The sequence below is a fragment of the Citricoccus sp. genome (assembly GCF_035445025.1).
Classification (GTDB): Bacteria; Actinomycetota; Actinomycetes; order Actinomycetales; family Micrococcaceae; genus Citricoccus.
The window spans coordinates 61,178-86,054 of record NZ_DAOMPX010000008.1; the positions used below are offsets into that span (position 1 = coordinate 61,178).

Sequence of the window (24,877 nt, forward strand, 5' to 3'; positions counted from 1 at the left end):
GGAGCCGCGCCACCGAAGGGGGATCAAGGGTGGCACAACCAGGAGCCGCGCCACCCAGGGGGGATCAAAGGTGGCACAACCAGGAGCCGCGCCACCCAGGGGGGATCAAAGGTGGCACAACAGTGCGATAAGGCGGGGGCTCGGCAGATACGGCCGAGCGCCGGGAGATACAACGATTGACGCCTGCTTTCTCAGCGGCAGGCGTACCGCAAGAACTGACCCTTCACGTCGACTTCGGCTATAGGAAGGGCCTCGACGCCAGTCAGCCGGTCAGACCGGCCACGATGGCGCCATTGGTCTTCTTGTTCATGTCATACCCCTTACTGGTATCGATCGTCGCCTGGGCTGGCGGGGATGCCAGCATCCAGCGTCGATGCTGGGACGGTTAGGGAAGCTGGTGGCACCTGGACGGGGATGTCCGTGCCGCTGTGGGCTTCCCGATGGCACTCAGTTCACCGTCTCCGCCTCAAGAAATCCCATAATGCGGCCCAAACATTCACCAAGGTTTTCCCCTGAATGTCCCTCACCCCGGATGCAGGGATCTGGGGTCTGGGAGTGGTGCGTCTCGATCACCTCGGCCCGGAGAGGCGCGCCACCGTGAGGACTCAGCACTGGTTCGTGTACGAGGCCAGGGATCGATCAGAACCAGCGGCCCCATCGAGGGTGGAAGCGAGCAAGTCATGGAGGGCGTGGGCAAGAAGACGGTGCAGGGCAATCTGACCGGGATCCCCGGAAGATGCGGACCAGGGCCGGGCAGGATCTGATGGTGATGGCGGTAGCGGAACGGCCGCCGGTTCACGAGGATTCCCGGGCGCGGGAAGACACCGAGGCGAAGTTCTACGGGATGGAACCAGCGGATTTGGGCGGTCACGGTCTGCTCGGAGCCACACCGGCGTCGGCTCCGGCAGCGCGCTGTTGGACTGCCCTCGATGACCGTGGATCGAGTGCGCGCTGCTCACTGGCGGCCTACGCCCGGCGTGGGGCGTCTTCGCAGGCGCGAGGTGACGCTCCTTGTCGTGACATCAGAACCGGACAGGTGCACGTCCGTCCAGCGCACGCCATGCCCTTGCCCATTTTCGGTCAGAGGGGAGACCCCAGTGGACGCCGCGGGCGCGTGGACGGCGGGGTCAGTTGCTGTGATCGCGGGTCAGCGCGGTGACGTGGACGCGTTCGCCGGGGTACCGGTTGCCGGGCCATCGACAGGCAGGGAGACCGTGAAGGTGGATCCCGTGCCTTTCTCGGAGGTGACGGTGATCTCCCCGCCGTGAGCGCGGACGAGACCCCGGGTGATGGCCAGGCCGAGGCCGGTGCCGGGGATGGCCGCCCGGCGGACGTGCTCGGTGCGGTAGAAGTTGGTGAAGAGCTTCTGCTGCTCTTCGGCACTGATGCCGATGCCGGTATCGGTCACGATCAGTTCGGCGCAGTCCCCGGCCGGTGCGGCGCTGACCGTGACGGTGCCGCCGGTGGGGGTGTACTTGATGGCGTTGGAGATCAGGTTGTCCGCGACCTGGTTCATCTTGACCGGGTCGGCCTGCATGATCAGTGTGTCCGGCGCTCGTACCTGGAGGGTGATGCCGGCGTTGTCCGCCTGGATCTGCGCCGATTCCGCGCTGTGTCTGACCAACCGGGCCAGGTCCGTGGGTTCCGGGGTTACGGCCGTGCCGCCAGCGGCGGTCTGAAGCAGGTCGTTGACCAGTGTCAGCAGTCGGTCCGCGTTGCGCTGTGAGGTGTTGAGGTAGCCGATGATCGTCTCGTCCTGGTTGTCCTCGACCGCCAGGTCCAGGAAGCCGATGATGGAGGTCAACGGGGTGCGGAGCTCGTGGGAGATATCGGCCAGGAACTTCTCCCGGGCCTGGATCGCGTCCAGCAGATCAGTGACGTTCTGGAACACCAGCACCGTGCCGTCGAATGTACCGTTCTCGTCGCGCATGGCCTGGGCCGAGACGGAGAGGAACTGCTGGCTGCCGTCCACCCCGATCGCGATCAGCCGCCCGGAGAAGCTCTCACCGCGCACCGCCCGGTGTGCTGGCCGGTCCTCGGCTGGGATCGGCGTCTTCCCGTCGGCCTCGAAGAGCAACAGGTCCCGTTCCGGAGCATCCTCCACCCCGTGAGGCAACCCGATCAGGTGCACCCGCCGCTGGGCCGGATTCATCAACAGGTCATTGCCGTCCCGGTCGGTGACGACGATACCGACGTCCGTGGTGTCCAGGACGGTCTGCAGCCTCCGGTTCTGCTGCCGGGTGATGGACAGTAACTCGTCGAGTTCCTCTCGTTGGCGATCCAGGCTGCGGGTGAGCACGCTGGCGGCCACGGCCAGCGCCAGCATGAACAAGGGCACCGCGGCCGACTCCAGCAGGTGATCCCGGGCTGATCCGTGTGGATTGAGCGCATGGGGTCCCCAGATGGTCAACGTGGTTCCCACCACGCCCAGCGTGATCCCCAGAACCGGGTAGAGGCCGGACCACGCCAGCCAGAACACCGGGAACGCGGTCAAAATGGACGTGCCATACAGGCTGTGATGCGTCGCGTCCCAGATGGCCGCAATGGGTACGAAGTCCAGCACCGGAATCACCCAGAAACCGATGCCCGGCACCCGGTCCCAGGGGATGATCCCGGCCAGCACGGTCAGCACGCCCACCGCGGCGACTCCCGCCAGGAAGACCGGAGAGCTCAAGACCTGACTCTTCTGCCCCACTACGCACAGCAGAACGACGGCCAGCACGGACAACGCCAACGGCAACTGCGAGATCAGCACCCGGCGGCGCAGGGAGAACTGGCCGAAGTATGAGCGCTGCACACCGGAGTACCCCGGACCCGTCTGGGCCGGATCCTCAGCGGGACGGTCGATCAGCGGGGTGGAGGAAGAGGGCACGATGGGCTCCGTATTCTTATGCGCGCTACCGAGAATGTGACCGGCCCACGATAACCGTGATGACCACCTCTCACGACGCTGACGTGGAGAAATATCACCACCCGCCCACCGGACAAGCCACCACCGGGGATCTCCTGTGCGCCGCTTCCGCCCTCTCGCGTCAAAAGCCACACCCGGGCATTGCTTCGGAGGAGTGTCCTGGTTCTAAGGAACCAAGACGTTGTCCATCCAGTGGAGAAGCCAGCGACAACGCGGGGGGGCTGAGCGCGGACATTGATGCCGTAAGTCTCTCCGGGGGCGCCCTGTATGACGCACCCTCGCGGGAGCGACGACCGGACGGATCACTCGAGATGAACCGCGAGGCCTGCTGGAGTGAGCCCGAGTCACGGGCCCGGATGACCGGTGGGGGATCCCCTTCCGGGCACGAATCATCCCGCCCGCAGGTCTTCGGCGGCCTGAAAGAACGGATGCCGTGAACCGTTCCCTAAATGGGCGACAACGATGCTGAACGCCGACGGTCAGATTGTCCTGCGGAACTCCGGCCGCTTATCTCCGGGGTTCACTCGCTGAGGCTAGTTGCGCCGTTGGGTGTCATCGGGCTCAGGGCGGCGGTCACTGCGCTTTGACGCTGCGATCCTCGCCAACAGGACGACCACGGTGATGATGAGGGCGACCGCGACTATCGACATGATCACCGTGATTTGCCATCCCTGGAGCATTCCCATGTCGCGAGTCTATTGACTGCCCCGTGGAAACAGCTTGAGGTCTTGCACCTTGACGGCCATCTCGGCCACCGGAGGGTGGTTCGATCACGGTTCGGTCCCGACTTATCGTCCGGGCTGATCAGCGGCTGTTTCCGGTGGAATGCCGGGATAGGTTGGGCGTGGTTGCTGGTCGTCGGGGGCGCCGGAGGGTGAGGTCGTAGCGCTGCCGTGGATCAGTGACAGATTCTCCCGTCATCACCATCCGTGCCGCACGCACCTTCCGAGAGGACCCTGCCCATGACGCACGCGTCATTGCCCGCACCCCGACCGCCTGCTTCCGGTAGGAGGGCCACGAGGACGGCCACGGCCGTCGTACTCGGCACCGTGCTGGTCGCCGGACCACTGTCCGCCGCCCCGACCACGGCTGCCCCGAGTGCCGGGACCATCGCCCCGTACGGTGGCTACGTCCAGGACATCTCCATCGTCGAGGACACGGTCTCTTCCGAGGATGACCACCTGACAGTGGCCGTCGACTTCTGCCTGGCCCCGGGGACCGCGGCCCGCAAGGGCGTGGAGGACATCGACCTGGATGCCGCCACCCCCATCGCCGACTACGAGGGCCCCGTCTACAACTACCTCTACGGTGCCGAGCTGATCGTGGAAGACGCCGCCGGGGAGAACACCTTCCGCGTTGAGAGCCTGGCCGCCCCGTTCGAGTCGGAGGTGCCCATGGCGGAGTCGAAGATCTCCATCTACCCGGTCTCCGGCCCGGCCACCTCCAAGGGTGGTTGCGGCACCGTGGAGCTGCCCGCCCAGATCCCGCCCACCTACTACGGCGCGGAGCCCCGCACGGAAACCGTCAGGGCATCGGACGGCGTGGGCAATCGGTTCACCGACACGTTCACCCTGACCGGCAGCGCCGAAGAGGTCGAGGCTGATGAGCCACACCTGGGAGCCGGTCTGCACTGGGACAGCGACATCGACTGGTCCTCCAGCACCCCGGAGGGCCCGGCCGAGTCCGTGTCGCTGATCCTGGACGTCCCCGGGCAGTGCAGCGACGTGAGGTTCATGACGGCCTGGCCTTACCCGCTCCCGCAGGTCGATGACGGGCGGAAGGGCCGGGTGTCCTGCGCCCAGGGTGTGGTGCAGGCCCGCTACGAAGGCGGGCTGATCGACGGAGAGCGGCTCATCGTCAGCGCCGTCGACTCCTCGGGCATCGAGCCCGGAGAGACGGTGACCGCCCGGACCACCATCAACCTCGACGGGGACTACCACCGTCGGGAGCGCACCGTCGAGCTCGCCGAGCCCACCGCGTCGTTCGACCGCCCCTGGGCGCCGATCGCCCACAGCGACCTGTGCCCGGTGACCTTCACGGACGTCAAGCCCGGGGGCGCGTTCTTCGCCTCCATCCAGTGGCTCGGTTGCGAGGGGATCTCCGCCGGCCAGGCCAACGGTGCCTTCGGCGTGACTCGGGAGATCACTCGCGGCGAGCTGGCGACCTTCCTCATGCGCGCCTACGGCGAGAAGCACGTGCCCCCCTTCTATGGCCGTTACTGGTTCCCCCCGCAGACCAGCCCGTTCACGGACATGGCACCCGGCTCGGCCCACTACGAGGCGGCCACCTGGCTGCGCTCGATGGGCATCGCCGGATACGCCGACGGCACCTTCAAGCCCAGCCAGCCGGTCTCCCGCGTCGAGGCCGCGCAGTTCATCTACCTGGCCGACCACGCCGACGAGGACTGGACCGCACCGTCCAAGAGCCCGTTCGCTGACATCCCGGCCTCCTACAGCCGCTTCGAGGCCATCAGCTACCTGTACGCCACCGGCGCGACGCGCGGTTACACGGACCGCACCTTCCGCCCGAGCCGGGACATCACCCGCGGGGAGATGGCCAAGTTCGTCGAGACGGTCTTCAACGACTGACACGGTAGCCCCATGACACGGCTCAGGCCGGTCGGCGCCCTACCGGGACCGGCCGGCTTGAGTCGTTGTCATCTCTCGGCAGCACACCCGGCGGGTCACCACGCCTGCCCCGCCGGCTCAAGAAGCGCCGGTTGCTGTGCCACCGGACCTCTTTGCCCGGAGGGAATCTTTGTTGATACAAGGACTCAGTCCTCGTGCAATCCGCCAGACCTGTGAATCACAAGGCTATTTGACCGTCTAGTTCCGTCACGTCCGTTTGGGGATCCTTCAGGGAGACGCCCCCGTCAAGCGCTGCCTCTTCGTTCGTGGGAATCACCGGCTTGCCTGAGTGTCGCTGGTCCCGGGTGCGAACTGGTGATGGCTTGGTGGCCGCCTCTGAGGACCGGGCGGGCACACCGGGGTCCACCACGGGCCGAAGAGACGCCATGCTGGCCCTGGTCCTGGGCAGGCTCCTGGCTGTCTGTGGGGTGTCTCAACGTTCCGATAACATGCCGGTGCCTGGCGCCTGCTGAGACGAGACAGGGTCCATGGACACGGATAGGTTGGCGCCATGACGATTCCCGAGAACGCCCAAGTCATGGCCGATGCTCAGCGTCTGTTGGACTACATGGACGCCGAAGGCCTGGACGGTGCCGTGCGGGTGAATCGCGGCCAGCAGCACATGGGCGGGATTGTCGTGGACTCCGCCCTGCAGCGACGCAACAAGTACACCGCGACGGTCGCGCCGCGGGTGCAGAAGATCGTCGAGCAGTGGCCGGAGGCCGCCACGACCACGGGGTTCCGGCGGCTGACCGGGGGCGGTGACACCGCGGGCTTCGACTGGTCATTGAACGAGGGCCTGGGCGCACTGGGGAAGGTCATCGACTGGTCCTCTCCGGCCCGGCTGATCCAGATGTCCGAGACCGCCCAGGTCTTCGCCGACCAGGGCATCGACACCACCGACCAGCTGCGCGACGCCCTGGAAGCCGGGCAAACCCGGTCGGCGCTGCGTCGGCAGCTTCAGCGGGTGCGCAACATCGGCCCGAAGACCCTGGACTACTTCGACATCCTGTGTGGAATCACCGAGGCCGCCGCGATCGACTCCCGCATCCGGCTGGCCACCACCTGGGCCGGCATCGAGAAGCAGGGATACGACCACCCGCGCGAGGTGATGTTCCACGCCGCGAATACCCGCTACTGGCGGCTGTCGGACCTGGACGCCGTCCTCTGGGCCGCCCATGAGGATTAAGACTCGCCGAACCGCCGCCGCGGCCCTGGCCGTCGTGACCGGCACGATGACCGGCTGCACGCTGGTCAACCCGCAGGCCGGCCCACTGGGCTTCGGCCACGATGACCCCTGGGGCACCGACAACTACTGCGCACCGGATGCATACCTCGAGGAACCGTACTTCCTCGGGGAGCGGGTCCGAAACCTCACCGATGCGCCCATCACGCTGACCGGCATCGAGCTGGTCAACCCGACCGGCATCGAGCTGGTGGCAGCCGGGGTGGCACCGGTGAACCCGGACGCCGACGGGTTCATGGGCGGCAACCGGGAACTCGCCGACCCGGCTATGCCTTGGCCGCAGATGTCCGCCGAACCACTGCAGTACACCCTCAGCCACGGCGAGCAGATCAACCTGATCGTGCAAATCAAGACCAACGGTCGGGCGCGGCCGGCGACGGTGGACCGACTTAAGATCCGCTACGAATCTGGCAACTGGGAATACACCGAGTACTCCGGCACGAGCTTAAAGTGGGTGCCCACCGCGTCCTGCTGACCCGGTTGCACCTTCACCCGGCCGCCACAAGGACCCGCACGCTCATGGTCCCGTCTACTTCAAAGGAACTGGACCCGAAACCCCCACCGGCCGAACCCGGCGTTAGACAGGGGTCCTTGCTGCCATCAAGACGCGACGGGCGCAAGTCGCTCGGCCGTGCCCCCTGAAAGATCCCGATGCGAAGCCTTAATTGATGATGTCCCCTCCCTCGCCTGAGAGAAGCACCGATAGCCGTGCCCGCCATGTCTGCAGCTGTTCGGGCGTCAATCGCTCCCACTCGGTCGTCTCGCAGACGACTCGCAGCGGGTTGGTGCTGCGATACGACCGGGTGGGGTTACCGGGGAACTTTTTGTCGGTCACATTCGGGTCGTCCTCGAACGCTCCCGTGGGCTCGACCACGTAGACCCGGGGAGTCACCACGCCCGATGCCAGTTCCGCGGCGATTTCCGCCGCGAGGCCAGCGCCGTCGGCCAGAGCTGTGAAGTAGATGTGGTTCATCACGATCTCGGGGCGATAGTTTGATCGGTGCCCCGCTGTCAGCAAGTCGCCCATTCTCAGGTCCGCGACGGTGCCATGGAAGAACGGGCCCTTATCGGGGGATGTGCCCACCTGCACTCCTTCTATCCATGTCATCGGACCGAGATCATGCCACGTCATCACGGACTTGCCGCAAGTCCCTCTCCCCGCCTTATCCTGGAGGTGACGGAGGCCTCCGGGATCCCGGACGCGCGCGCCTCTAGTAACGAGGGCCCCCTCCGATCCACCTCTGTATACAGCGGTAGCGCACCGAGGAATCCTCTTCGACCCGGACTCGGAAACCTCTTTGGCTGTCCCGCTGAGGGAACCCCCACCGAACACACACACGTGAGCTGCACGAACAACAGTGCCCCTCACGAGGCATCCCGTAGGACCCGCCCGGTGATATGTCCGGTGACGGGGTGCTCCCCGCAACACCCTTGGTCGAGCCCGTCTCCGGCGGCGCGGTGCACAGGTGAGGCCCTCGCCCGGTGACCGCCGTCGCTACGGGCAGCGGACCAGTGCCTACTCTCTCGCCTCATGTTCTGCTCCACCGGGGCCAGCCTGATCGGGCGTGCGTGACGGCCCGCGCGTGACGCGCTTTCCACCGGGACTGCGCGAGGGAGCAGGATCGAGACCGGTCAGCGGACACGTGAACGGTTGAGGTCCACAGGACGAGGTCACTGCCCGCGAGGGGACCGACCGCTCAGCGCGGTCGACTGCTGTCGCTGGCAACCGGGCTCATGCCTCCGGCGCCTGTCTCACGGCACCAGGTAGTCCGAGTCCCGGGCATCCGTGATGAGCATGTGGCCCGGCGCGTGGCCGATCGCCAGGGGCGGGCGGGACTCCATGACCGCGGCCTGCGGGGTGACCCCGCACGCCCAGAACACCGGCAGGTGCCCCTCCGGGACCTGCACCGGGTCGCCGAAGTCCGGGCGCGAGAGGTCCTCGATGCCCAGCTCATGCGGCGCCCCCACGTGCACGGGGGCTCCGTGGACGGCCGGGTAGCGCGAGGTGATCCGCACGGCGTCGGCCACCTGGGCGGCCGGGACCGGGCGCATCGAGACCACCAGCGGCCCGGCGAGGCCGCCGGCCGGGGCGCAGCGCACCGAGGTGCGGTACATCGGCACGTTCACGCCCTGCTCCTGGTGCGCGACCGGCACGCCCCCGGCCACCAGCGCCGCCTCGAAGGTGAAGGAACAGCCGACGATGAACGTCACCAGGTCCTCCCGCCAGTACTCGGTGATCGACGTCGGCTCGGCCACCGGCACGCCGTCCTCGTAGACCACGTACTTCGGCACGTCGGTCCGGATGTCCCCACCGGCCAGCAGCTCGGAGGTGACCTCGCCGGCGTCGAGCACGCCCAGCAGCGGCATCGGCTTCGGGTTGCGCTGGGCGAACAGCAGCAGGTCGAAGGCGTGGGAGCGCGGGACGATGATCAGGTTCGCCTGGGCGTGGCCGGCGGAGAAGCCCGACGTCGGCCGCACCAGTCCGGCGCGGAACAGAGCCCGGGCCTCGGCGGGGGAGAGTGCCTGGGCCTCGGCGGGAGACGGTGACGCGAGGTCGGCCGGGCGGTTCCCGGGGCCGGGTGCGGGAGGGGTGCTCAGGTTCATGCGCCGGTCATCATCTCGATGGCGGGGACGAAGGAGTTGACGGACAGGAACGCGGTGATGAGCCAGACGAGCACGCCGATCACGATCAGCCACACGGGGTAGCGGTACCCGTGCAACAGGTCCCGGCGGCGGATGGCCACCCACAGCAGCACGCCGAAGCCGATCGGCAGGATCAGCCCGTTGAACGCGCCGGCGAAGACGAGCAGGGTCTGCGGGGCCTGGCCGAGCAGCAGGAAGGCGATGGTGCACACCACGATGAACGCGACGGTGAGCAGATTGCGCCGGCGCGGGTTTCCGTCGGACCGGGTGACGAAGGAGATGGAGGTGTAGGAGGCGCCGATGACCGAGGTGACGGCCGCGGCCCACAGGATGACCCCGAACATCCGCAGGCCGATCTCGCCCGCGGCGCTCTGGAAGGCCTCCGCGGCCAGGTTGTCACTGGTCAGCGCGACGCCACCGGCGACCACGCCGAAGATGGCCAGGAACAACAGGGTGCGCATGACGGCCGTGACGATGATGCTCAGCACGGAGGTGCGGCTGATCTGCTTGATCGCGCGCTCGCCCCGGACGCCCGAGTCGATCATGCGGTGCGCCCCGGCGTAGGTGATGTACCCGCCGACGGTGCCTCCCACGAGGGTGGTGATGACCAGGAAGTCGACCTGCTCGGGGAACACCGTGTTGCGCAGGGCCTCCCCGACGGGCGGGGCGGCGACGACCGCCACGTAGAGCATCAACAGGATCATGACCGCGCCGAGCAGGACGACGATCCGGTCCAGGGCCATGCCCGCCCGCTTGGACAGGAAGATCAGGATGGCGATGACCGCCGAGGCGGCGCCGCCGATCTTGGGGTCCAGGCCGAACATCGCGTTCGCCCCGAGGCCGGTTCCGGCGATGTTGCCGATGTTGAAGATCGCCCCGCCGACGAACACGAGCGCGGCGAGCACCCAGCCGACACCGGGCAGGACCTTGTTCCCCAGCTCCTGGGCCCGCAGCCCGGAGATGCCGATGACCCGCCACACGTTGAGCTGGACCGCGATGTCGACGAGCGTGGAGACCAGGATCGCGAACGCGAAGGCGGCGCCAAGCTGGACCGTGAAGGTGGCGGTCTGCGCGATGAAGCCCGGGCCGATCGCGCTGGTGGCCATGAGGAACATGGCGCCGAGCAGCGCGGTGCGCTGGGCCTTGACGGTGAGGGGGACCTTCTCGGGGTGCCCTCCCGCGGGCCCGGCGGGGTCCGTGCCGGTGGCCGGCTTCGCAGTGTCCTTCATGGTTCCTCCCGGGGGGTGGGTGACTGGCATCACAGATGCAGGCTGGTGAGAAGGCTACCGGTTGTTCAACAATCCACGCAAGACATTGTTCAACAATCACGATTGCAGCTGCAGGCGCAGGTGCCGGTAGAGGTGCAGGCGTGGGGCGGACGCCACTGGTCGTGCCGGGCCGGCCCCGGCACTTGAACTTCCGCCGCCACCCGGAGAACACTGGGGGCATGCCCCAGAAGAACGACGACGCCCCGCAGCTCAAGGACCAGGAGATGTACGAGGCCCTCCGCGAGGAAGGGGCCAGCAAGGAGAAGGCGGCCCGGATCTCGAACGCCGCCGCCCGGGACGGCCGCTCCGAGGTGGGCGAGCGCGGCGGGGAGTCCGGGTCCTACGAGGACTGGACGGTCGAGGAACTCAAGGACCGGGCCCGGGAACTGGAGATCACCGGTTACTCGGACCTGCGCAAGGACGAGCTGATCGAGAAGCTGCGCAACCACTGAGCCTCCGGGCAGGTCCCCGGTTCAGTCCCCGTCGCCCCCGGTCAGCAGGGCCAGCAGGGCCCGGTCCGGCTGGCGCGTCAGGTCCATGACCCGGCCCTTCTCGAACAGGTCCAGCACCCGGGGGTCGATGTAGGACTCCCGGGCCACGGTGGGGGTGTTGTGCAGCAGCTCGGCGCTGGCCCGCACGGCGATCCGCACCGCCTCCGGTGAGGTGGCCCCCGCCCGGTGGGACCGCGCCAGCGACCGGGCGGCGGCCATCGTGCCCTGCCACGTGCGGAAGTCCTTGGCGGTGAACTCCAGGCCCGCGATCTCGGTCAGGTACTCGTTCACCGCCTCGGCCGAGATGCCCCTCCACTCCTTGCGGCGTCCGGACTTCACCGGATAGCAGACCGCGGGGGCCGTGCGCGGGGTGAGCGGCACGCCGGCGAAGAACTCCGCCAGGTCCGCGTCCCGCAGGGTGAGGTCCCACTCGCTGCCGGACTTGCCCCGGAACACCAGGCGGACCTCCTCCCCCTGGACCTCGACGTGCCGCCGCTGCAGGGTGGTGGCCCCGAAGGCCTCCAGCTGCCCCGAGTGCTCCTTCCCGCCGACGCGCAGGGCGCCGCGGTCCATCAGGCGCACGGCCGCGGCCAGGGCCCGACGCCGGCCGGTCGCCTCCGCCGGGGCGGGGCCCGTCCCGCCCCGCGCCGTCCCGCGGCCGGTGCCGGCCGCGCGTGGGGCGGCACCGCCGTCGCGGTCCTGCGCACCGGAGCGCAGGTCCCGGGTGACCCGCCGGCGCAGGGAGGGCAGGGTCTGGCCGAACGAGATCGACTTCTCGAACTTCTCGGCGTCCCGGTCCGCGCGCCACTGCGGGTGATAGAGGTACTGGGTGCGCCCGGCGTCGTCCACGCCGGTGGCCTGGATGTGGGAGTTCTCCTCAGCGGCGATCCACACCTGTTTCCAGGCCGGCGGGATCGCCAGTGCCCGGATCCGCTCGAGGGCGTCCTCGCGGGTGATCCGGCGGCCGTTGGCGCCCCAGTAGGTGAAGCCCCGTCCCGCCCGGCGCCGGGTGTACCCGCCGGTGCCGGGCGAGACCGTCTCCAGCCGCGGCACCTCAGGCGCTCTTGCGGCGCGAGGACGGGGTGCCGGTCTTCTTCCGCGTGGACCGGCCGGAGGACTTCGCCGTCGTCTTCGCGGACTTCGCCGAGCCCTTCGCCGAACCCCCCGTCGAGTTCCTCGTCGAGTCCTTCGAGGACGTCGTCCCGGAGGCACCCTTCCGGCCCGAGGCGGCCGACGTCTTCGAGGCCCCAGAGGCGCGCGACGTCGAGCTGCCCTTCGCGGTCCCGGACCTGCCGGGCCCGCTGGACCTGCCGGACCGGGAGGTGCGGCCCCGGCCGCGCTTGCGGTCCAGGGAGGCCTTGAGCGCCTCCATCAGGTCGATGACCTCGGCGTCCTCGCCCGCGTCCTCGTCCGACCCGGACGCCCCGAAGGTCGCCTCGGTGTCCAGGGAGTCACCCTGCTCGAGCTTGGCGTCGATCAGCTTGCGCAGCTCCACCTGGTACGTGTCCTCGAACTCCTCCGGCGTGAAGTCGGAGGCGAACTGGTCCACCAGCGCCTTGGCCAGCTTCTTCTCCTTGGGACTGATCCTGGCCCGGGACCGGGTGGCGGGGAAGTCGACCTCCCGGATCTCGTCCGCCCAGTGCATGCCCTGCAGCACCAGCACGTCGTCCTGCACCCGCAGCACGCCCAGCCGGGTCTTCTGCCGCAGCGCGAAGGTGACGATCGCGGTGCGGTCCGTGGACTGCAGGGCCTCGCGCAGCAGCAGGTAGGACTTGGGGGACTTGCCCTGCGGCTCCAGGAAGTAGCTCTTCTCCAGCGTCACCGGGTCCACCTGGTCGGAGGGGACGAACTGGACCACCTCGATCTCGTCGTTGGTGGCCTCGGGGAGGGCCTCGAACTCCTCCTCGTGGATCACCACGGTCTGGTCGCCGTCGTCGTAGGCCTTGTCGATGTGCTCGTAGTCGATCTTCTTCCCGCACACCTCGCACCGGCGCTGGTACCGGATCCGGCCGCCGTCGGCGTCGTGGACCTGGTGGAAGGACACGTCGTGGTCGGTGGTGGTGGAGTATGCCTTGACAGGGACGTTCACCAGCCCGAAAGTGATAGATCCAGACCAAATGGCTCGCATGGCGGTCAGCATATGCGGCCGCCGGGGGGTCGCGGGAGGGCACGTGGCACGGACAACCCGCCAGACCTACACCGTGGGGCAGAGATCGCTCTCCGTCTCCAACCTCGACAAGGTCCTCTACCCGGCCACCGGCACCACCAAGGCCGAGGTGATGCGCTACTATCTCGGGGTCGCCGACGTGCTCATCCCGCAGGTCGCCCGCCGGCCGGTCACCCGCAAGCGCTGGGTCGACGGCGTGGGCACCGCGGACAGGCCCGGCACCGTGTTCTTCCGCAAGGACCTCGAGGACTCCGCCCCGGCCTGGATCCCCACCGGCCGGATCGTCCACGCCGAGCGGACCAACACCTATCCGCTGGCCGACGAACCGGCCGTGCTGGCCTGGTTCGCCCAGGTCGCGGCCCTGGAACTGCACACCCCGCAGTGGCGCTTCGGCCGCAACGGCCAGCCGCGCAACCCGGACCGGCTCGTGCTGGACCTTGACCCCGGTGAGGGCGCCGGGCTCGCCGAGTGCGCGGAGGTGGCCCGGTTGTGCCGTGACCTGCTCACGGACATGGGGCTGGAGGCCTATCCCGTCACCTCCGGGTCCAAGGGCATCCACCTGTACGCGGGGCTGGACGGCAGGCACAATGCCGAGGCTGTCAGCGCGGTCGCCCACGAACTGGCCCGCGCCCTGGAGGCCGACCACCGTGACCTGGTGGTCTCGGCGATGAAGCGGTCTCTGCGCGCGGGCAAGGTGTTCGTGGACTGGAGCCAGAACAACGCCTCCAAGACCACGGTCAGCCCCTACTCGCTGCGCGGACGGGAGCACCCGTGGGTGGCCGCGCCCCGGACCTGGGAGGAACTGGAGGACCCCCGGCTGCGCCACCTCGAGTTCGAGGAGGTCCTGGAACGGGTGGCCGGGGGCCTGGACCCGATCGCCCCGCTGGGCTGGACCCCGGACGGCCGAGACGGTGGGGATGAGGAGACCGGGGACGACGACGGCGGGGCGGGTGCCGGCAGCGGCACGGCCGAGGCCATCGACCGGCTCTCGAGGTACCGCTCCATGCGCGACCCGGACAAGACCGCCGAACCGGTCCCGGCACAGGCTCCGGTCGAGCGGGAGCTCGGTGAGGGACAGCTGCCCAGCTTCGTGATCCAGGAGCACCACGCCCGCCGCCTGCACTGGGACTTCCGGCTGGAGCACTCCGGGGTGCTGGTGTCCTGGGCCGTGCCCAAGGGCCCGCCGCTGGACACGGACCAGAACCGGCTGGCGGTGATGACGGAGGACCACCCGCTGGAGTACGGCACCTTCGAGGGCACGATCGCCCCGGGCGAGTACGGGGCCGGGGAGGTCACCATCTGGGACGCGGGCACCTGGGAGCTGGAGAAGTGGCGCGAGGGCAAGGAGGTCATCGGCGTCCTGCACGGCCGCCCGGACGGCGGGCTCGGCGGGGTGCCCCGCCGCTACGCGCTGATCAACGCGCCCGGCATGGGCGGGGAACGCAACTGGCTGATCCACCTGATGAAGGACCAGCCGGACACCGGGCAGTCCACGCCCGGGGTCCCTGCGGCCCCGGACGCGACGACGGCAGGGAAGCAGACGGCAGGGAACAAGGCGGCAGCGAAGAAACCGGCAGGGAAGACGGCGGCCGGGAACAAGGCGGCCGGAAACAGGGCGGCCGGAAACAGGGCGGCCGGGAACAGGACCGTGGGGGCCGGCCCCGCGGCCTCCTTCGGCCCGGAGGACCTGCCGGCCCCCATGCTGGCCACGGCGGGCCGCCCCGCGGATCTGACCGCGGACGAGGACTGGTCCTTCGAGATGAAGTGGGACGGCTGGCGGGTGGTCGCCGGGGTCAGCCAGGACCGGGTGGTCCTGACGAGCCGGAACGGCCAGGACCTCACCGACCGCTATCCCGCACTGCAGGAACTCACCGGGCTGCTCCGGGGCGAGGCCGCGGACCGCGGGGGAGCGGTGCTCGACGGGGAGCTGGTGTCCCTCGACGACCAGGGCAGGCCGGACTTCGGGATGCTGCAGGACGGGACCGGGGAGCTGCGCCTCATCGTGTTCGACATCCTCCAGCTCGGCCCGCCCGGCACGTCGCAGCACCGACGCCATTCCCTGCTGCGCACCGCCTACGGTGAGCGACGGGTGATCCTGGAAGCCTCCCTCGGAGAGGGGGAGGTGGTGTCCGTGCCGCCGGCCTACCATGGCTCCCTGGCCCAGGCCCAGCGGATCAGCCGCGCGATGGGGCTGGAGGGCGTGGTGGCCAAGCGCACCGGTTCCGTCTACCTGCCGGGCCGCCGCGGGTCGGCGTGGATCAAGCTCAAGCTGCAGCAGCACCAGGAGATCGTGGTGATCGGCGTCCGTGAGGGCCGGGGTGAGCGCTCCGGCGGCATCGGTTCCCTGCTGGCGGCCATTCCGGACGAGAACGGGACACTGCGCTACGCGGGCCGGGTGGGCACGGGCTTCTCGGCCGGCCAGCTGGTGGAGGTGGAACAGCGGCTGCGGCCACTGGCCCGGGACACCCCGCCCGTGGACGACGTCCCGGCCGGGGACCGTTCGGACGCCTGGTGGGTCACGCCGTCGGAGGTGGCGGAGGTGTCCCTGGCCGGACGCACCCGCGCAGGGCGGCTGCGCCAGGCGTCCTGGCGGGGCTGGCGGCCGGACAAGTCCGTGGACGAGGTTCGCTGGGAGGTCCCGTGAACCACGCAGGCCGGCCGGGTGGCGCCGACCCGCCGGCGGATCCGGGTCTGCCCGGGGATCCCTCAGGCCGGCCCGGGGACCCCACCGGGCTGCGGCACGAGACGCCCGCCGAGAAGCTGGACCGGAACTGGAACGACCTGCTCCAGGAGCTGCGGGTGATGCAGACGGGCACGCAGATCGTCACCGCGTTCCTGATCGTGCTGCCCTTCCAGGCCCGTTTCGAGGAGGTGGCCGGGGAGATCATCGGCTGGTACATGGCCCTGTTACTGGCCGCGGTGGTCCTGACGACCCTGATGCTGCTGCCCGTGGTCATCCACCGCCGGTTGTTCGGCCGGCACGTCAAGGACCAGACCGTGGCCTGGGGGAACCTGCTGGTGAAGGTCTGCCTGGCCGGGCAGGGGGTGCTGCTGGCCGGCTGCGTGGCGCTCATCGCACACGCCGTGCTCGAGCCCGCCCGGGCCTGGTGGATCGCCGGTGTCACCGCCGCGGTGATCGCGCTGCTGATGCTGGCGCTGCCACCGCGGCGGGTCCACGCGGGCGACGAGGGTGACGCCGGCGGACGCTGAGACGACTACCGGGTCCGGGCCACGGACATGAGCCGCTTGTTCACGAACTCGTCCATGCCCAGCGGCCCGAGTTCCCGGCCGAAACCGGAGCGCTTCACGCCGCCGAAGGGCATGTTCGCGGCCTCCGGCGGCGACTGGTTGGCACCGACCATCCCGGCCTCCAGCTGCTCGGCGAACCGCTCGGCGCGCCCCGCCTCGGTGGCGAACACGGTCGATCCCAGGCCGTAGGGGGTGTTGTTGGCCAGGGCGATCGCCTCCTCGTCACTGGACACCCGGTACACCGCCAGGACCGGGCCGAAGAACTCCTCGCGGTAGACGTCGGAGTCCTGGGGGATGTCCGTGATCACGGCCGGCTCCACGTAGAAGCCCTCCCGGTCGGCGCGCCGGCCGCCCACGTGCAGGGTGCCGCCGGCAGCCACCGCGCGCTCGATCTGGTCGACCAGGGTCTGCGCCGCGGACTCCGAGGACAGCGGGCCGAAGGTGCCCTCCCGCTCCTGGGCCGGATCGGCGGGCTGCAGCCCGGAGACCTGCTGCACCAGTTCGTCGACGAAGTCGTCGAAGACGTCGTCCATGACGATCAGGCGCTTGTTCGAGTTGCACGCCTGGCCGGTGTTCTCCAGCCGGATGGCCAGCGCGTCGCGGGCCGCCTGGCGGGGGTCGTCCGTGGAGAGGATGACGTAGGGGTCGGACCCGCCCAGTTCCAGGACGGCCTTCTTCAGGTGCCGGCCGGCCTGCTCGGCCACCGCGGCGCCGGCCCGCTCGGAACCCGTCAGCGAGACGCCCAGGACCCGGGGGTCGGCGATGATCGTGCCGACCTGGTCGTGCGTGGCGAACAGGTTCTGGTAGACCCCCTCGGGCACGCCGGCGTCGCGGAACAGCTGCTCGATGGCCAGCGCGGACTCGGGGACGATCTCGGCGTGCTTGAGCAGGATGGTGTTGCCCAGCACCAGGTTCGGGGCGGCGAAGCGGGCCACCTGGTAGTACGGGTAGTTCCACGGCATGATGCCCAGCAGCACGCCCAGCGGCCGGCGCTGGATGACGTTGCTGGACCCGTCGGTGCTGTCGAGGACCTGGTCGGCGGCGAGCTGCGGGCCGTTGTCCGCGTAGTACCGGAAGATCTCCGCGCTGAACTCGGCCTCCCCGCGGGACTCGGCGATCGGCTTGCCCATCTCGCGGGTGATGGTCTCGGCCAGCGCGTCGGCGCGCTCCTCGAACAGCTCGGCGATCCGGGCCACGATGCCGGCCCGCTCGCCGATGTCGCGGGAGCGCCAGTCCTCGAAGGCCCGGTGGGCGGTGGCGATGGCCTGCTCGACCTGCTCGTCGGTGGCGACCGGGTGTTCGCTGACGGTCCGGCCGGTGGCCGGATTGACGGCGCGATAGGCCGGTGACGTGGTGGGGGTGGTGTCGGTGCTCACAGTGTCCATAGTGGTCATGATGCCTCTTCCGTGCGTGGGGTGGAATGCGTGGAGGGGGATTCGGTGGTCGGTGCCCGGACCGTGGTCCGTGGAGGCGGGGACCGGTACGGGCCGGTCGCCTCGAACGCGCAGGCGAGCCGGAGCAGGGTGGTGTCGTCGTAGGCGCGGCCGGCGAAGGTCAGCCCGAAGGGCATGGCGATGTCCGGGGCGGTGCCCATCGGGACGGTGACGGTGGGGATGCCCAGGTGCCGGGGGACCAGGTTGCCGTTGGCCACCCAGGTCCCGTTGCGCCAGGCCAGCTCGGCCGAGCGGGGGTTCACGTCGGCGTCGGCGGGCCCGACGTCGGCCAGGGCGGGGAAGACGACCGCGTCCAGCCCCAGCCCGTCCATCCAGTCCTCGAGGTCGGTCCGGCGGGTCCGTTCCAGACCGGCGAGGCCCTGCGCCAGGTGTGGGATCGACTCCACCGTGGTTCCGGGACCGCGGGTCCGGATGATCTCCGGGAAGGCGGCGATGTCGTCGCCGAACCCCTCGTAGCGGTCCGGCAGGGCGCCGGCCGGGTGCGGGAAGATCCGGGCGCCGTCCACCCCGGCCAGCGTGTCCAGTCCCGGGTCCCCGTTGGCCTGGAGGAAGTCCTCCCAGGCCCACGCGGACAGCTCGGTGACCTCCGCGTGCAGGAACTCGGGGGACACCAGTCCGCGGGTGCCGATGGTCGGGGCCCCGGGGCGGTCACCCTCGTAGTTCGTGACGACCGGGAAGTCCACCGCCACGACGGTGGCGCCGGCCGCCTCCAGCGCGGCCCGGGCCGCCTGCCAGAGCTCGATCACGGAGGGGCGCGTCTCGACGCGCCGGCCCATCGGGCCCCCGATGCCGGCGGACCCGCGGTGGTCGGGTCCGGTGCCGGCGTCCGGGTCGGCGTTGACGTACATCCGGGGCACGCCCAGTCGCCTGCCCGCCAGGGCGCCCCGGCCGCCGTCGGGCCCGGACGCCGCGGCGAGGGCGGGGTAGGACGGTGGCCGGACGTCACCGGCCCGGGGGAGGCGGATCCACGGCTGGAGGCGCCAGAAGTCCCCGCGGGCGGTGTGGTCGTCGGCGACGATGACGTCCAGCACCTCGAGCAGGTCCGCCATGGAACGGGTGTGGGGGACCACCACGTCCATGGTGGGCACCAGCGGCCAGTTGCCCCGCACGGAGATCATCCCGCGGGAGGGGGTGTAGGCGCACAGGGCGTTACAGGAGGCGGGCGCCCGGCCGGACGACCAGGTCTCCTCGCCCAGGCCGAAGGCGCCGAGGCTCGCGGCCGTGGCCGTCCCGGAGCCGTTCGAGGAACCGGAGGCGAAGGCGCTGGTGAGGTAGTCGGGGTTGTAGGGACTCTCCGCCCGCCCGTACAGGCCGCGCTGCATGCCCCCGTTGGCCATGGGCGGCATGTTCGTCAACCCCAGCAGCACCGCCCCGGCGTCCCGCAGCCGCTCGATGGTGAAGGCGTCCCACCGGGCCACGAGGCCGGCGAACGCCGGGGACCCGGCCGCCACGGTCAGCCCGCGGGCCATGAACGAGTCCTTCGCGGTGTAGGGAATGCCGTCCAGCGGTCCCCGCACCGCGCCGGCGGCGCGCCGCTCGTCCGAGGCGCGGGCCTCCTCCAGGGCCCGGGGGTTGTCCACGATCACCGAGTTCAGCGGGATGCCGCCATCGGGGGCCCGGTGCGTGGCCACCGTGCCGGAGGCGGACTGCGCCGGCCGGTCATAGTGGGCGATGCGCGCCCGGTAGGCGTGCACGAGCTCCACGGCGGTGGTGCGACCGGACTCCAGGGCCGTCCGGAGCTCGGCGATCGACGTCTCGGTGACGTCAAGCATCCCCATCGACCGACCCGCGCGGGGCGAGCGTGCCCCGGTCCGCACCCGCTGCCGGCTGCTGCTGGGTGATGCAGTGGATGCCGCCGCCGAAGGCGAAGATGTCCCGGGCGTCCACGAGCTCCACGGTGCGTCCCGGGTAGGCCTCGCCGAGGATCCCGGCGGCCAGCGCGTCGGCTTCGGGCTCGCCGAAGGCGCACAGGATGACGGCGCCGTTGGCCACGTAGTGATTGATGTAGGAGTAGTCGACCCATCCCTCGGCATCGCGCAGCGCGGACGGGGCGGGGACGTCCACCACGCGCAGCGGCCGGCCCTGGGCGTCGACCGCACCGCCCAGTTCCTCGCGCAACCGACGGGTGACCTGGTGGTCGGGGTGCCCGGGGTCGTCCTGGCGGTGCAGCAGCACGGTGCCGGCCTCGGTGAAGGACGCGACGATGTCCACGTGCCCGCGGGTGCCGAAGCCGTCGTAGTCCCGCGTCAGCCCGCGGGAGAGCCACACCGCGTGGGTGGTGCCCAGCTGGTGGTGGATCTCGGCCTCCACCGCGGAGCGGGTCAGGCCCGGGTTGCGGTCGGGGTCCAGTTGCACGGTCTCCGTCAGCAGGACCGTCCCCCGGCCGTCGACGTGGAACCCGCCGCCCTCGTTGACCAGCCGGGAGTCCCGCGCCGGGACCTGGGCGTGGTGGGCGACGGTGGCGGCGAGGTGCCGGTCCTGGTCCCACCGGGCCCAGGACTGGGCCCCCCAGCCGTTGAAGACCCAGTTGACCGCCGAGAGCGCTCCGAAGGGATCCAGGGTGAACGTCGGGCCGGAGTCGCGCATCCAGGCGTCGTCCAGGACGGCGGGGAGGATCTCGACGTCGGACCCGAGCAGGTCCCGGGCCGCCGCCTCGTCCTGCGGGTGGGACACCACGGTGACCGGCTCGTACCGGGCGATCGTGCGCGCCACGGACGTCCAGGCGGTGCGGGCCCGCCCCAGGCCCTCCGAGCCGGGGGCGCCGAACGTGTCGTTGGGGGTGGGGAAGGACATCCAGGTGCGCTCGTGGGGTGCCCACTCCGGGGGCATGACCGAAGGGCCGAGGGTGGTCATCAGATGGTCAGTCCTTCTCCGGTGGTGTCCCGCGTGGACTCGGTGGTCTCCAGGGTCTCCCCGCGGAAGTAGGCCGGGTGGCGCAACCGGGTCCACAGCATGAGCACCACGCCCAGGACGAGCACGCCCATGCCCAGGACGAACACCATGCCCACCCCGCCGATCGAGGACCCCGACCCGTAGTCCGGGCTGATCGAGTCCACGGCGGTCTGGAAGAACATGACCAGCAGGACCGCGCCGCCGATGAGCGGGAAGAGGAACTTGAACACCACGTTGCGGGCCGAGGTGAACAGTTCGCGGCGGAAGTACCAGACGCAGGCCAGGGCCGTGATGCCGTAGTAGAAGCAGATCATCAGGCCCAGGGCGGTGATGGTGTCCCACAGGGCGTTCTCGCTGAGCAGGCGGGTGATCGTGTAGAAGCCGCCGGCGGCCACGGCCGAGGAGATGGTGGCCACGGAGGGGGTGCGGAACCGGGGGCTGATGCGGGAGAACATCGGCGGCAGGGCACGGTAGTACCCCATGGCCAGCAGGGTGCGCGAGGGGGAGATCATCGTGGACTGCAGGGAGGCGAAGGAGGAGGACATGATCGCGATGGACATCAGCAGGGCGAACGGGCCCATCACCGGGCTGGCGAGCACCGCGAACAGCGACTCCTGGTTGTCCGGGTTCCCGGCGCCCAGGCCCTCGGTGCCGATGCCGGCCCAGGCGATGACGGCCAGCGCGCACAGGGTGTAGATCACCATGATGATCAGCACGGTCAGGGTGGCCGCCCGCCCGGAGGTGCGCTGGGGGTCCTTGGTCTCCTCGTTCATGGTCAGGGTGGTGTCCCAGCCCCAGAACAGGAAGATGGACAGCGAGATGCCGGCGGCGACGATGGAGAAGTCGTCGAAGCTGAACGGGTTGAACCAGTCGATGCTGATGGGCGTGGGGTCGAAGCCCTCCCCGTTGGCGGCCTGCACGAGGGCCGCCACGGCGAAGCCGCCCAGCACCAGTAGCTGGAAGCCCACGAGGACGTACTGGATGTGCTGGGTGGACTTCAGCCCGCGGTAGGAGATCCAGGCCGCCACCGCGATGAACACCAGCGTGGTGGGGATGTTGATCCACAGGTTGTCCGTCAGCTCGGCCAGCGCCGGACTGCCGAGGACCTGGGCCAGCAGCAGGTAGAAGAAGTCCACCGCCACGGCGGCCAGGTTGGACAGCACGATCACCGTGGCCGCGATCAGGCCCCAGCCGCCCATCCAGCCGATCCAGGGGTTGAAGGCCTTGGTGGCCCAGGTGAAGGACGTCCCGGAGTCGGGCACCCGCGAGTTGAGCTCGCGGTAGCCGAAGGCGACCAGCAGCATGGGCAGGAAGCCGAGCAGCAGGATGGCCGGCACGTGGGTGCCGACCACCGAGATGGTGGGCCCGAGCCCGGCGGTCAGGGTGTAGGCCGGGGCGATGCAGCCCACGCCGATCACGACGGCGCCGATCACCCCCACCTGGCCCCGGGCCAGTCCCTTGGCGGAGACGGCCCGGTCCTCGGTGGGCCGGGGCGGCACGGTGTTCGCAGTGCTCATGTCAGTGGTCACTTTCAGCAGTGGCGGGACCGGTGTGGCCGGCGGGCACGACCACCACCGGGACCGGGACGGTGCGCAGCATCTTCGCGGCGGTGCTGCCCAGGAACAGCCGGCCGCGGGCGGCCAGCCGGGAGGAGCCCACGACGACGACGTCGTCGGGCTCCCACTCGAGGTGGGCCATGGCGTGGTCCACGGTCGGCCCGGAGGCGACGAGCGTGCTGGCCCGGCCCTGGTCGAGCATCTCGGCGGCCTCGTCGGCCAGCCGCCGGTTCGCGTACTGGGTGACGGAGGCCAGGACGTCCTCGTCGTCCGCAGCGGTGCCCGGGCCGGAACCCTCCTCGGCCCGGTCCAGCAGCACGAGGGAGACCAGGCGCAACGGGATGGACCGGCGACGGGCCGCCTGGATGCCCAGGCCGACGACGTCGACGGCGCCCGGCCGCGGGCCGAACATCGCCGTCAGCCGGCCCACGGGCCCACCGTGCCGGTATCCGGCCGGGGCCAGGGCCACCGGGATCGGCGCCGTGTGCAGGAGGGTGGTGGCGACGGAGCCGAGGCGGTATCGACGCAGCAGTCCGCCGCTGCGGCCGCCGATGACGATCATCGAGCAGTCCAGTTGCCCGGCCGCGGCCAGCAGCCCTTCGGCGTCCGACTCGGCCGTGACCACGTGGCCGGTGGCCGGGACGTCGTCCGGGACGGAGGCCAGCGCCTCGTCGAGCCAGGCACCCAGTTGTTCCTCGAGGATGCTGCCGTACCCGCCGGCCGGCGGATAGATCCCGGCGTAGGCGCTGTCCAGCGGGGCGATCATCACCACGTGGAGCCGGGCGTCCTGCTCCCGGGCCAGTGCGATGCCCAGATTCAGGGCGTCCCGTCCCGTGGAGGTCGCCAGGTAGCCGACCAGCAGGTGCCGGGTCATCGGAGCGTCCCCTCGGTGAGGACCGGCCGGCCGGCGTGTGCGAGGATCTGCCGCGCCGCGGCCTCGCCCATGCGCACCGCGCCGTCCACGTGCTGGTAGCCCTCGGCGGCGATGTCCGAGCAGGCGTAGTGGATGGGCCCGGTGGGACGGTTCTGCAGGTGGCCCCAGCGGTGCAGCCCGCCCAGGTCATAGCTGGCCGCGTAGGCGCCGCGCGTCCACTCCTCGGCCGCCATGTCCGAGAGGTAGAAGGCGATCGGCTCCAGCGCCTGCGGCCCCAGGTAGAGCGCCAGCGCCTCCAGGACCTGTCGCCGGCGCTCCTCGGCCGGCAGGGCCCACATCCGTTCGGCGTGGACGTCCGAGATGAAGCCCACCAGGGTCCCGTGCGGGTCCTCCGTGCCGGGCTCGCCGCCGGCGAGGTTGGGGCCGTAGTTCGTGTTGTCGTAGACCTCCTGCACCAGGCGGCCGCCGCCGAAGCCGGTGCCGGACAGGCCCTGGGCGCGCCAGAAGGGGGTCTCGTAGACGGCGTGGACCTTGATGACCAGGCCCATCGAGAGGTGCTGGTGGGCGATCTGCTGCTCGCGCGGCAGCGGCGGGGTGAACTGGATGCGCGAGTAGAGGTTCGGCGGGACGGCCAGCACGGCGTTCCGCGCCCGGACGACCACGCGGTCGGAGTGGGCGACCACCCGGCCGGGGGCACCGTTCTCCGGCACGCCGTCGCGCACGTCCGCCGCGATGCCGTTCAGCGGATCCGCGGTGGCGGGGTCCGGGGTGGCCCACTCCAGCTCCCGCACCGGGGTGGACAGGTACAGGTCCTCGCCGATCTCCTCGGCCAGTCGCTCGGACACCGTCTGCATCCCGCCCACCACGCGCCGGTCCAGGATGAAGTCCTCGTCCACCAGGTTCGAGAAGGACCCCGCCGAGGCCGCCATGAGCACGGCCTGCAGCACGGAGAAGGCGTGGGAGGGCTTGGTGAGCATGCCGGAGGCCACGTAGATCGAGACGTTGTCGATCGCCTCCTGGTCGTCCGAGTGGCTGCTGAGCCAGGTCCGGAAGGAGATGGAGTCGAGCTCGGCAGCGCGGTCCGCCGCCCACGGCGCACTGGCCCCGATCTCCACGGTGAGCTCGTCCAGCAGGCCGATCAGCCGCTCCATCTCGGCGGCGGTCCGGTCGGAGACCGGCATGCGGTCACCGGTGTAGGTGTGCCGCGTCCCGTCCGGCGCCACGTAGACGGATGCACCCTCGCGGTAGCGCGGGAAGGTCTCCAGGCCCAGCTCCTCGACCAGGTCGATCAGCCGGGTCTGGTCCGGGGAGATCCACTGCCCGCCGATCTCGATGAAGTGCTCCCGGCCGCTGGCGTCCGCCACCCGGCCGTTCCACGTCCGGCCCCCCACGCGGGGCCGCGCCTCCAGGACGGCGACGCTGTGGCCGGCCTCCCGGAGGGTGCGGGCGGCCATCAGTCCGGCAGGTCCCGCCCCGATGACCACCACGTCGCGGTCGAT

Annotated in this window: 18 protein-coding genes; 6 read left to right on the forward strand and 12 right to left on the reverse strand. The window is 70.2% G+C overall.

The window, feature by feature from the left end:
* Positions 1-1,147: 1,147 nt before the first annotated feature.
* The gene (locus tag PLJ28_RS04735; protein WP_183528002.1) at positions 1,148-2,872 is read right to left on the reverse strand and encodes an ATP-binding protein; all 1,725 of its coding nucleotides are present in this window, start codon (positions 2,870-2,872) and stop codon (positions 1,148-1,150) included.
* Between the two features lie 1,001 nt (positions 2,873-3,873).
* Between PLJ28_RS04735 and PLJ28_RS04740 the strand changes: the two genes are divergently transcribed.
* From PLJ28_RS04740 to PLJ28_RS04750, 3 genes are all read left to right on the forward strand, one after another.
* On the forward strand, positions 3,874-5,499 hold the full coding sequence (locus PLJ28_RS04740) for an S-layer homology domain-containing protein (protein WP_324589921.1): 1,626 nt from the start codon (positions 3,874-3,876) through the stop codon (positions 5,497-5,499).
* 550 nt (positions 5,500-6,049) lie between these two features.
* Entirely contained in the window at positions 6,050-6,727 is a 678-nt protein-coding gene (locus PLJ28_RS04745; protein WP_324589922.1) for a hypothetical protein, read from the forward strand.
* Positions 6,717-7,259 carry a hypothetical protein gene (locus tag PLJ28_RS04750; protein WP_324589923.1) on the forward strand — a complete coding sequence of 181 codons (543 nt, stop codon included), beginning with the start codon at positions 6,717-6,719 and terminating at the stop codon, positions 7,257-7,259. Before PLJ28_RS04745 ends, PLJ28_RS04750 begins: the two co-directional genes overlap by 11 nt.
* A 186-nt stretch (positions 7,260-7,445) precedes the next feature.
* Here PLJ28_RS04750 and arr read toward each other — a convergent pair whose 3' ends face one another.
* The 3 genes from arr to PLJ28_RS04765 all read right to left on the reverse strand — a co-directional run bounded on the left by arr (position 7,446) and on the right by PLJ28_RS04765 (position 10,656).
* Complete coding sequence (arr, locus tag PLJ28_RS04755) at positions 7,446-7,868, reverse strand: NAD(+)--rifampin ADP-ribosyltransferase (RefSeq protein WP_298044045.1); 423 nt, start codon at positions 7,866-7,868, stop codon at positions 7,446-7,448.
* Between the two features lie 668 nt (positions 7,869-8,536).
* Positions 8,537-9,388 carry a putative hydro-lyase gene (locus PLJ28_RS04760; protein WP_183527992.1) on the reverse strand — a complete coding sequence of 284 codons (852 nt, stop codon included), beginning with the start codon at positions 9,386-9,388 and terminating at the stop codon, positions 8,537-8,539.
* Positions 9,385-10,656 (reverse strand): NRAMP family divalent metal transporter, encoded by a 1,272-nt coding sequence (locus PLJ28_RS04765; RefSeq protein ID WP_183527990.1) that lies wholly within the window; start codon positions 10,654-10,656, stop codon positions 9,385-9,387. The genes PLJ28_RS04760 and PLJ28_RS04765 overlap by 4 nt, the downstream gene beginning before the upstream one ends.
* A gap of 218 nt (positions 10,657-10,874) precedes the next feature.
* On the opposite strand from PLJ28_RS04765, the gene PLJ28_RS04770 reads away from it, so the two are divergent.
* On the forward strand, positions 10,875-11,147 hold the full coding sequence (locus tag PLJ28_RS04770) for a DUF7218 family protein (RefSeq protein ID WP_183527988.1): 273 nt from the start codon (positions 10,875-10,877) through the stop codon (positions 11,145-11,147).
* A 21-nt stretch (positions 11,148-11,168) separates the two neighbouring features.
* Here PLJ28_RS04770 and PLJ28_RS04775 read toward each other — a convergent pair whose 3' ends face one another.
* Positions 11,169-12,239: a DNA topoisomerase IB gene (locus PLJ28_RS04775; RefSeq protein ID WP_183527986.1), complete on the reverse strand. Its 1,071-nt coding sequence runs from the start codon at positions 12,237-12,239 to the stop codon at positions 11,169-11,171.
* A gap of 1 nt (position 12,240) precedes the next feature.
* The gene (ku, locus tag PLJ28_RS04780) at positions 12,241-13,314 is read right to left on the reverse strand and encodes a non-homologous end joining protein Ku (RefSeq protein ID WP_183527984.1); all 1,074 of its coding nucleotides are present in this window, start codon (positions 13,312-13,314) and stop codon (positions 12,241-12,243) included.
* A 43-nt stretch (positions 13,315-13,357) separates the two neighbouring features.
* Between ku and PLJ28_RS04785 the strand changes: the two genes are divergently transcribed.
* Positions 13,358-15,997, forward strand: a complete 2,640-nt coding sequence (locus PLJ28_RS04785) for an ATP-dependent DNA ligase (RefSeq protein WP_183527982.1) — start codon at positions 13,358-13,360, stop codon at positions 15,995-15,997.
* Entirely contained in the window at positions 15,994-16,563 is a 570-nt protein-coding gene (locus PLJ28_RS04790) for a DUF6328 family protein (RefSeq protein WP_183527980.1), read from the forward strand. Before PLJ28_RS04785 ends, PLJ28_RS04790 begins: the two co-directional genes overlap by 4 nt.
* Before the next feature lie 5 nt (positions 16,564-16,568).
* Here PLJ28_RS04790 and PLJ28_RS04795 read toward each other — a convergent pair whose 3' ends face one another.
* The 6 genes from PLJ28_RS04795 to PLJ28_RS04820 all read right to left on the reverse strand — a co-directional run.
* Complete coding sequence (locus tag PLJ28_RS04795; RefSeq protein ID WP_255459487.1) at positions 16,569-17,987, reverse strand: NAD-dependent succinate-semialdehyde dehydrogenase; 1,419 nt, start codon at positions 17,985-17,987, stop codon at positions 16,569-16,571.
* A gap of 5 nt (positions 17,988-17,992) precedes the next feature.
* Positions 17,993-19,834, reverse strand: coding sequence for an amidase (locus PLJ28_RS04800; protein WP_324589924.1), 1,842 nt, complete (start codon positions 19,832-19,834; stop codon positions 17,993-17,995).
* Positions 19,821-20,909 (reverse strand): agmatine deiminase family protein, encoded by a 1,089-nt coding sequence (locus PLJ28_RS04805; RefSeq protein WP_183527974.1) that lies wholly within the window; start codon positions 20,907-20,909, stop codon positions 19,821-19,823. Before PLJ28_RS04805 ends, PLJ28_RS04800 begins: the two co-directional genes overlap by 14 nt.
* Positions 20,909-22,465, reverse strand: a complete 1,557-nt coding sequence (locus PLJ28_RS04810) for an APC family permease (protein ID WP_183527972.1) — start codon at positions 22,463-22,465, stop codon at positions 20,909-20,911. The genes PLJ28_RS04805 and PLJ28_RS04810 overlap by 1 nt, the downstream gene beginning before the upstream one ends.
* A gap of 1 nt (position 22,466) precedes the next feature.
* Positions 22,467-23,378: a universal stress protein gene (locus PLJ28_RS04815; RefSeq protein ID WP_183527970.1), complete on the reverse strand. Its 912-nt coding sequence runs from the start codon at positions 23,376-23,378 to the stop codon at positions 22,467-22,469.
* A partial coding sequence (locus PLJ28_RS04820) for a flavin monoamine oxidase family protein (RefSeq protein WP_298044047.1) occupies positions 23,375-24,877 on the reverse strand: 1,503 nt, incomplete at its 5' end. The genes PLJ28_RS04815 and PLJ28_RS04820, both read right to left, overlap by 4 nt.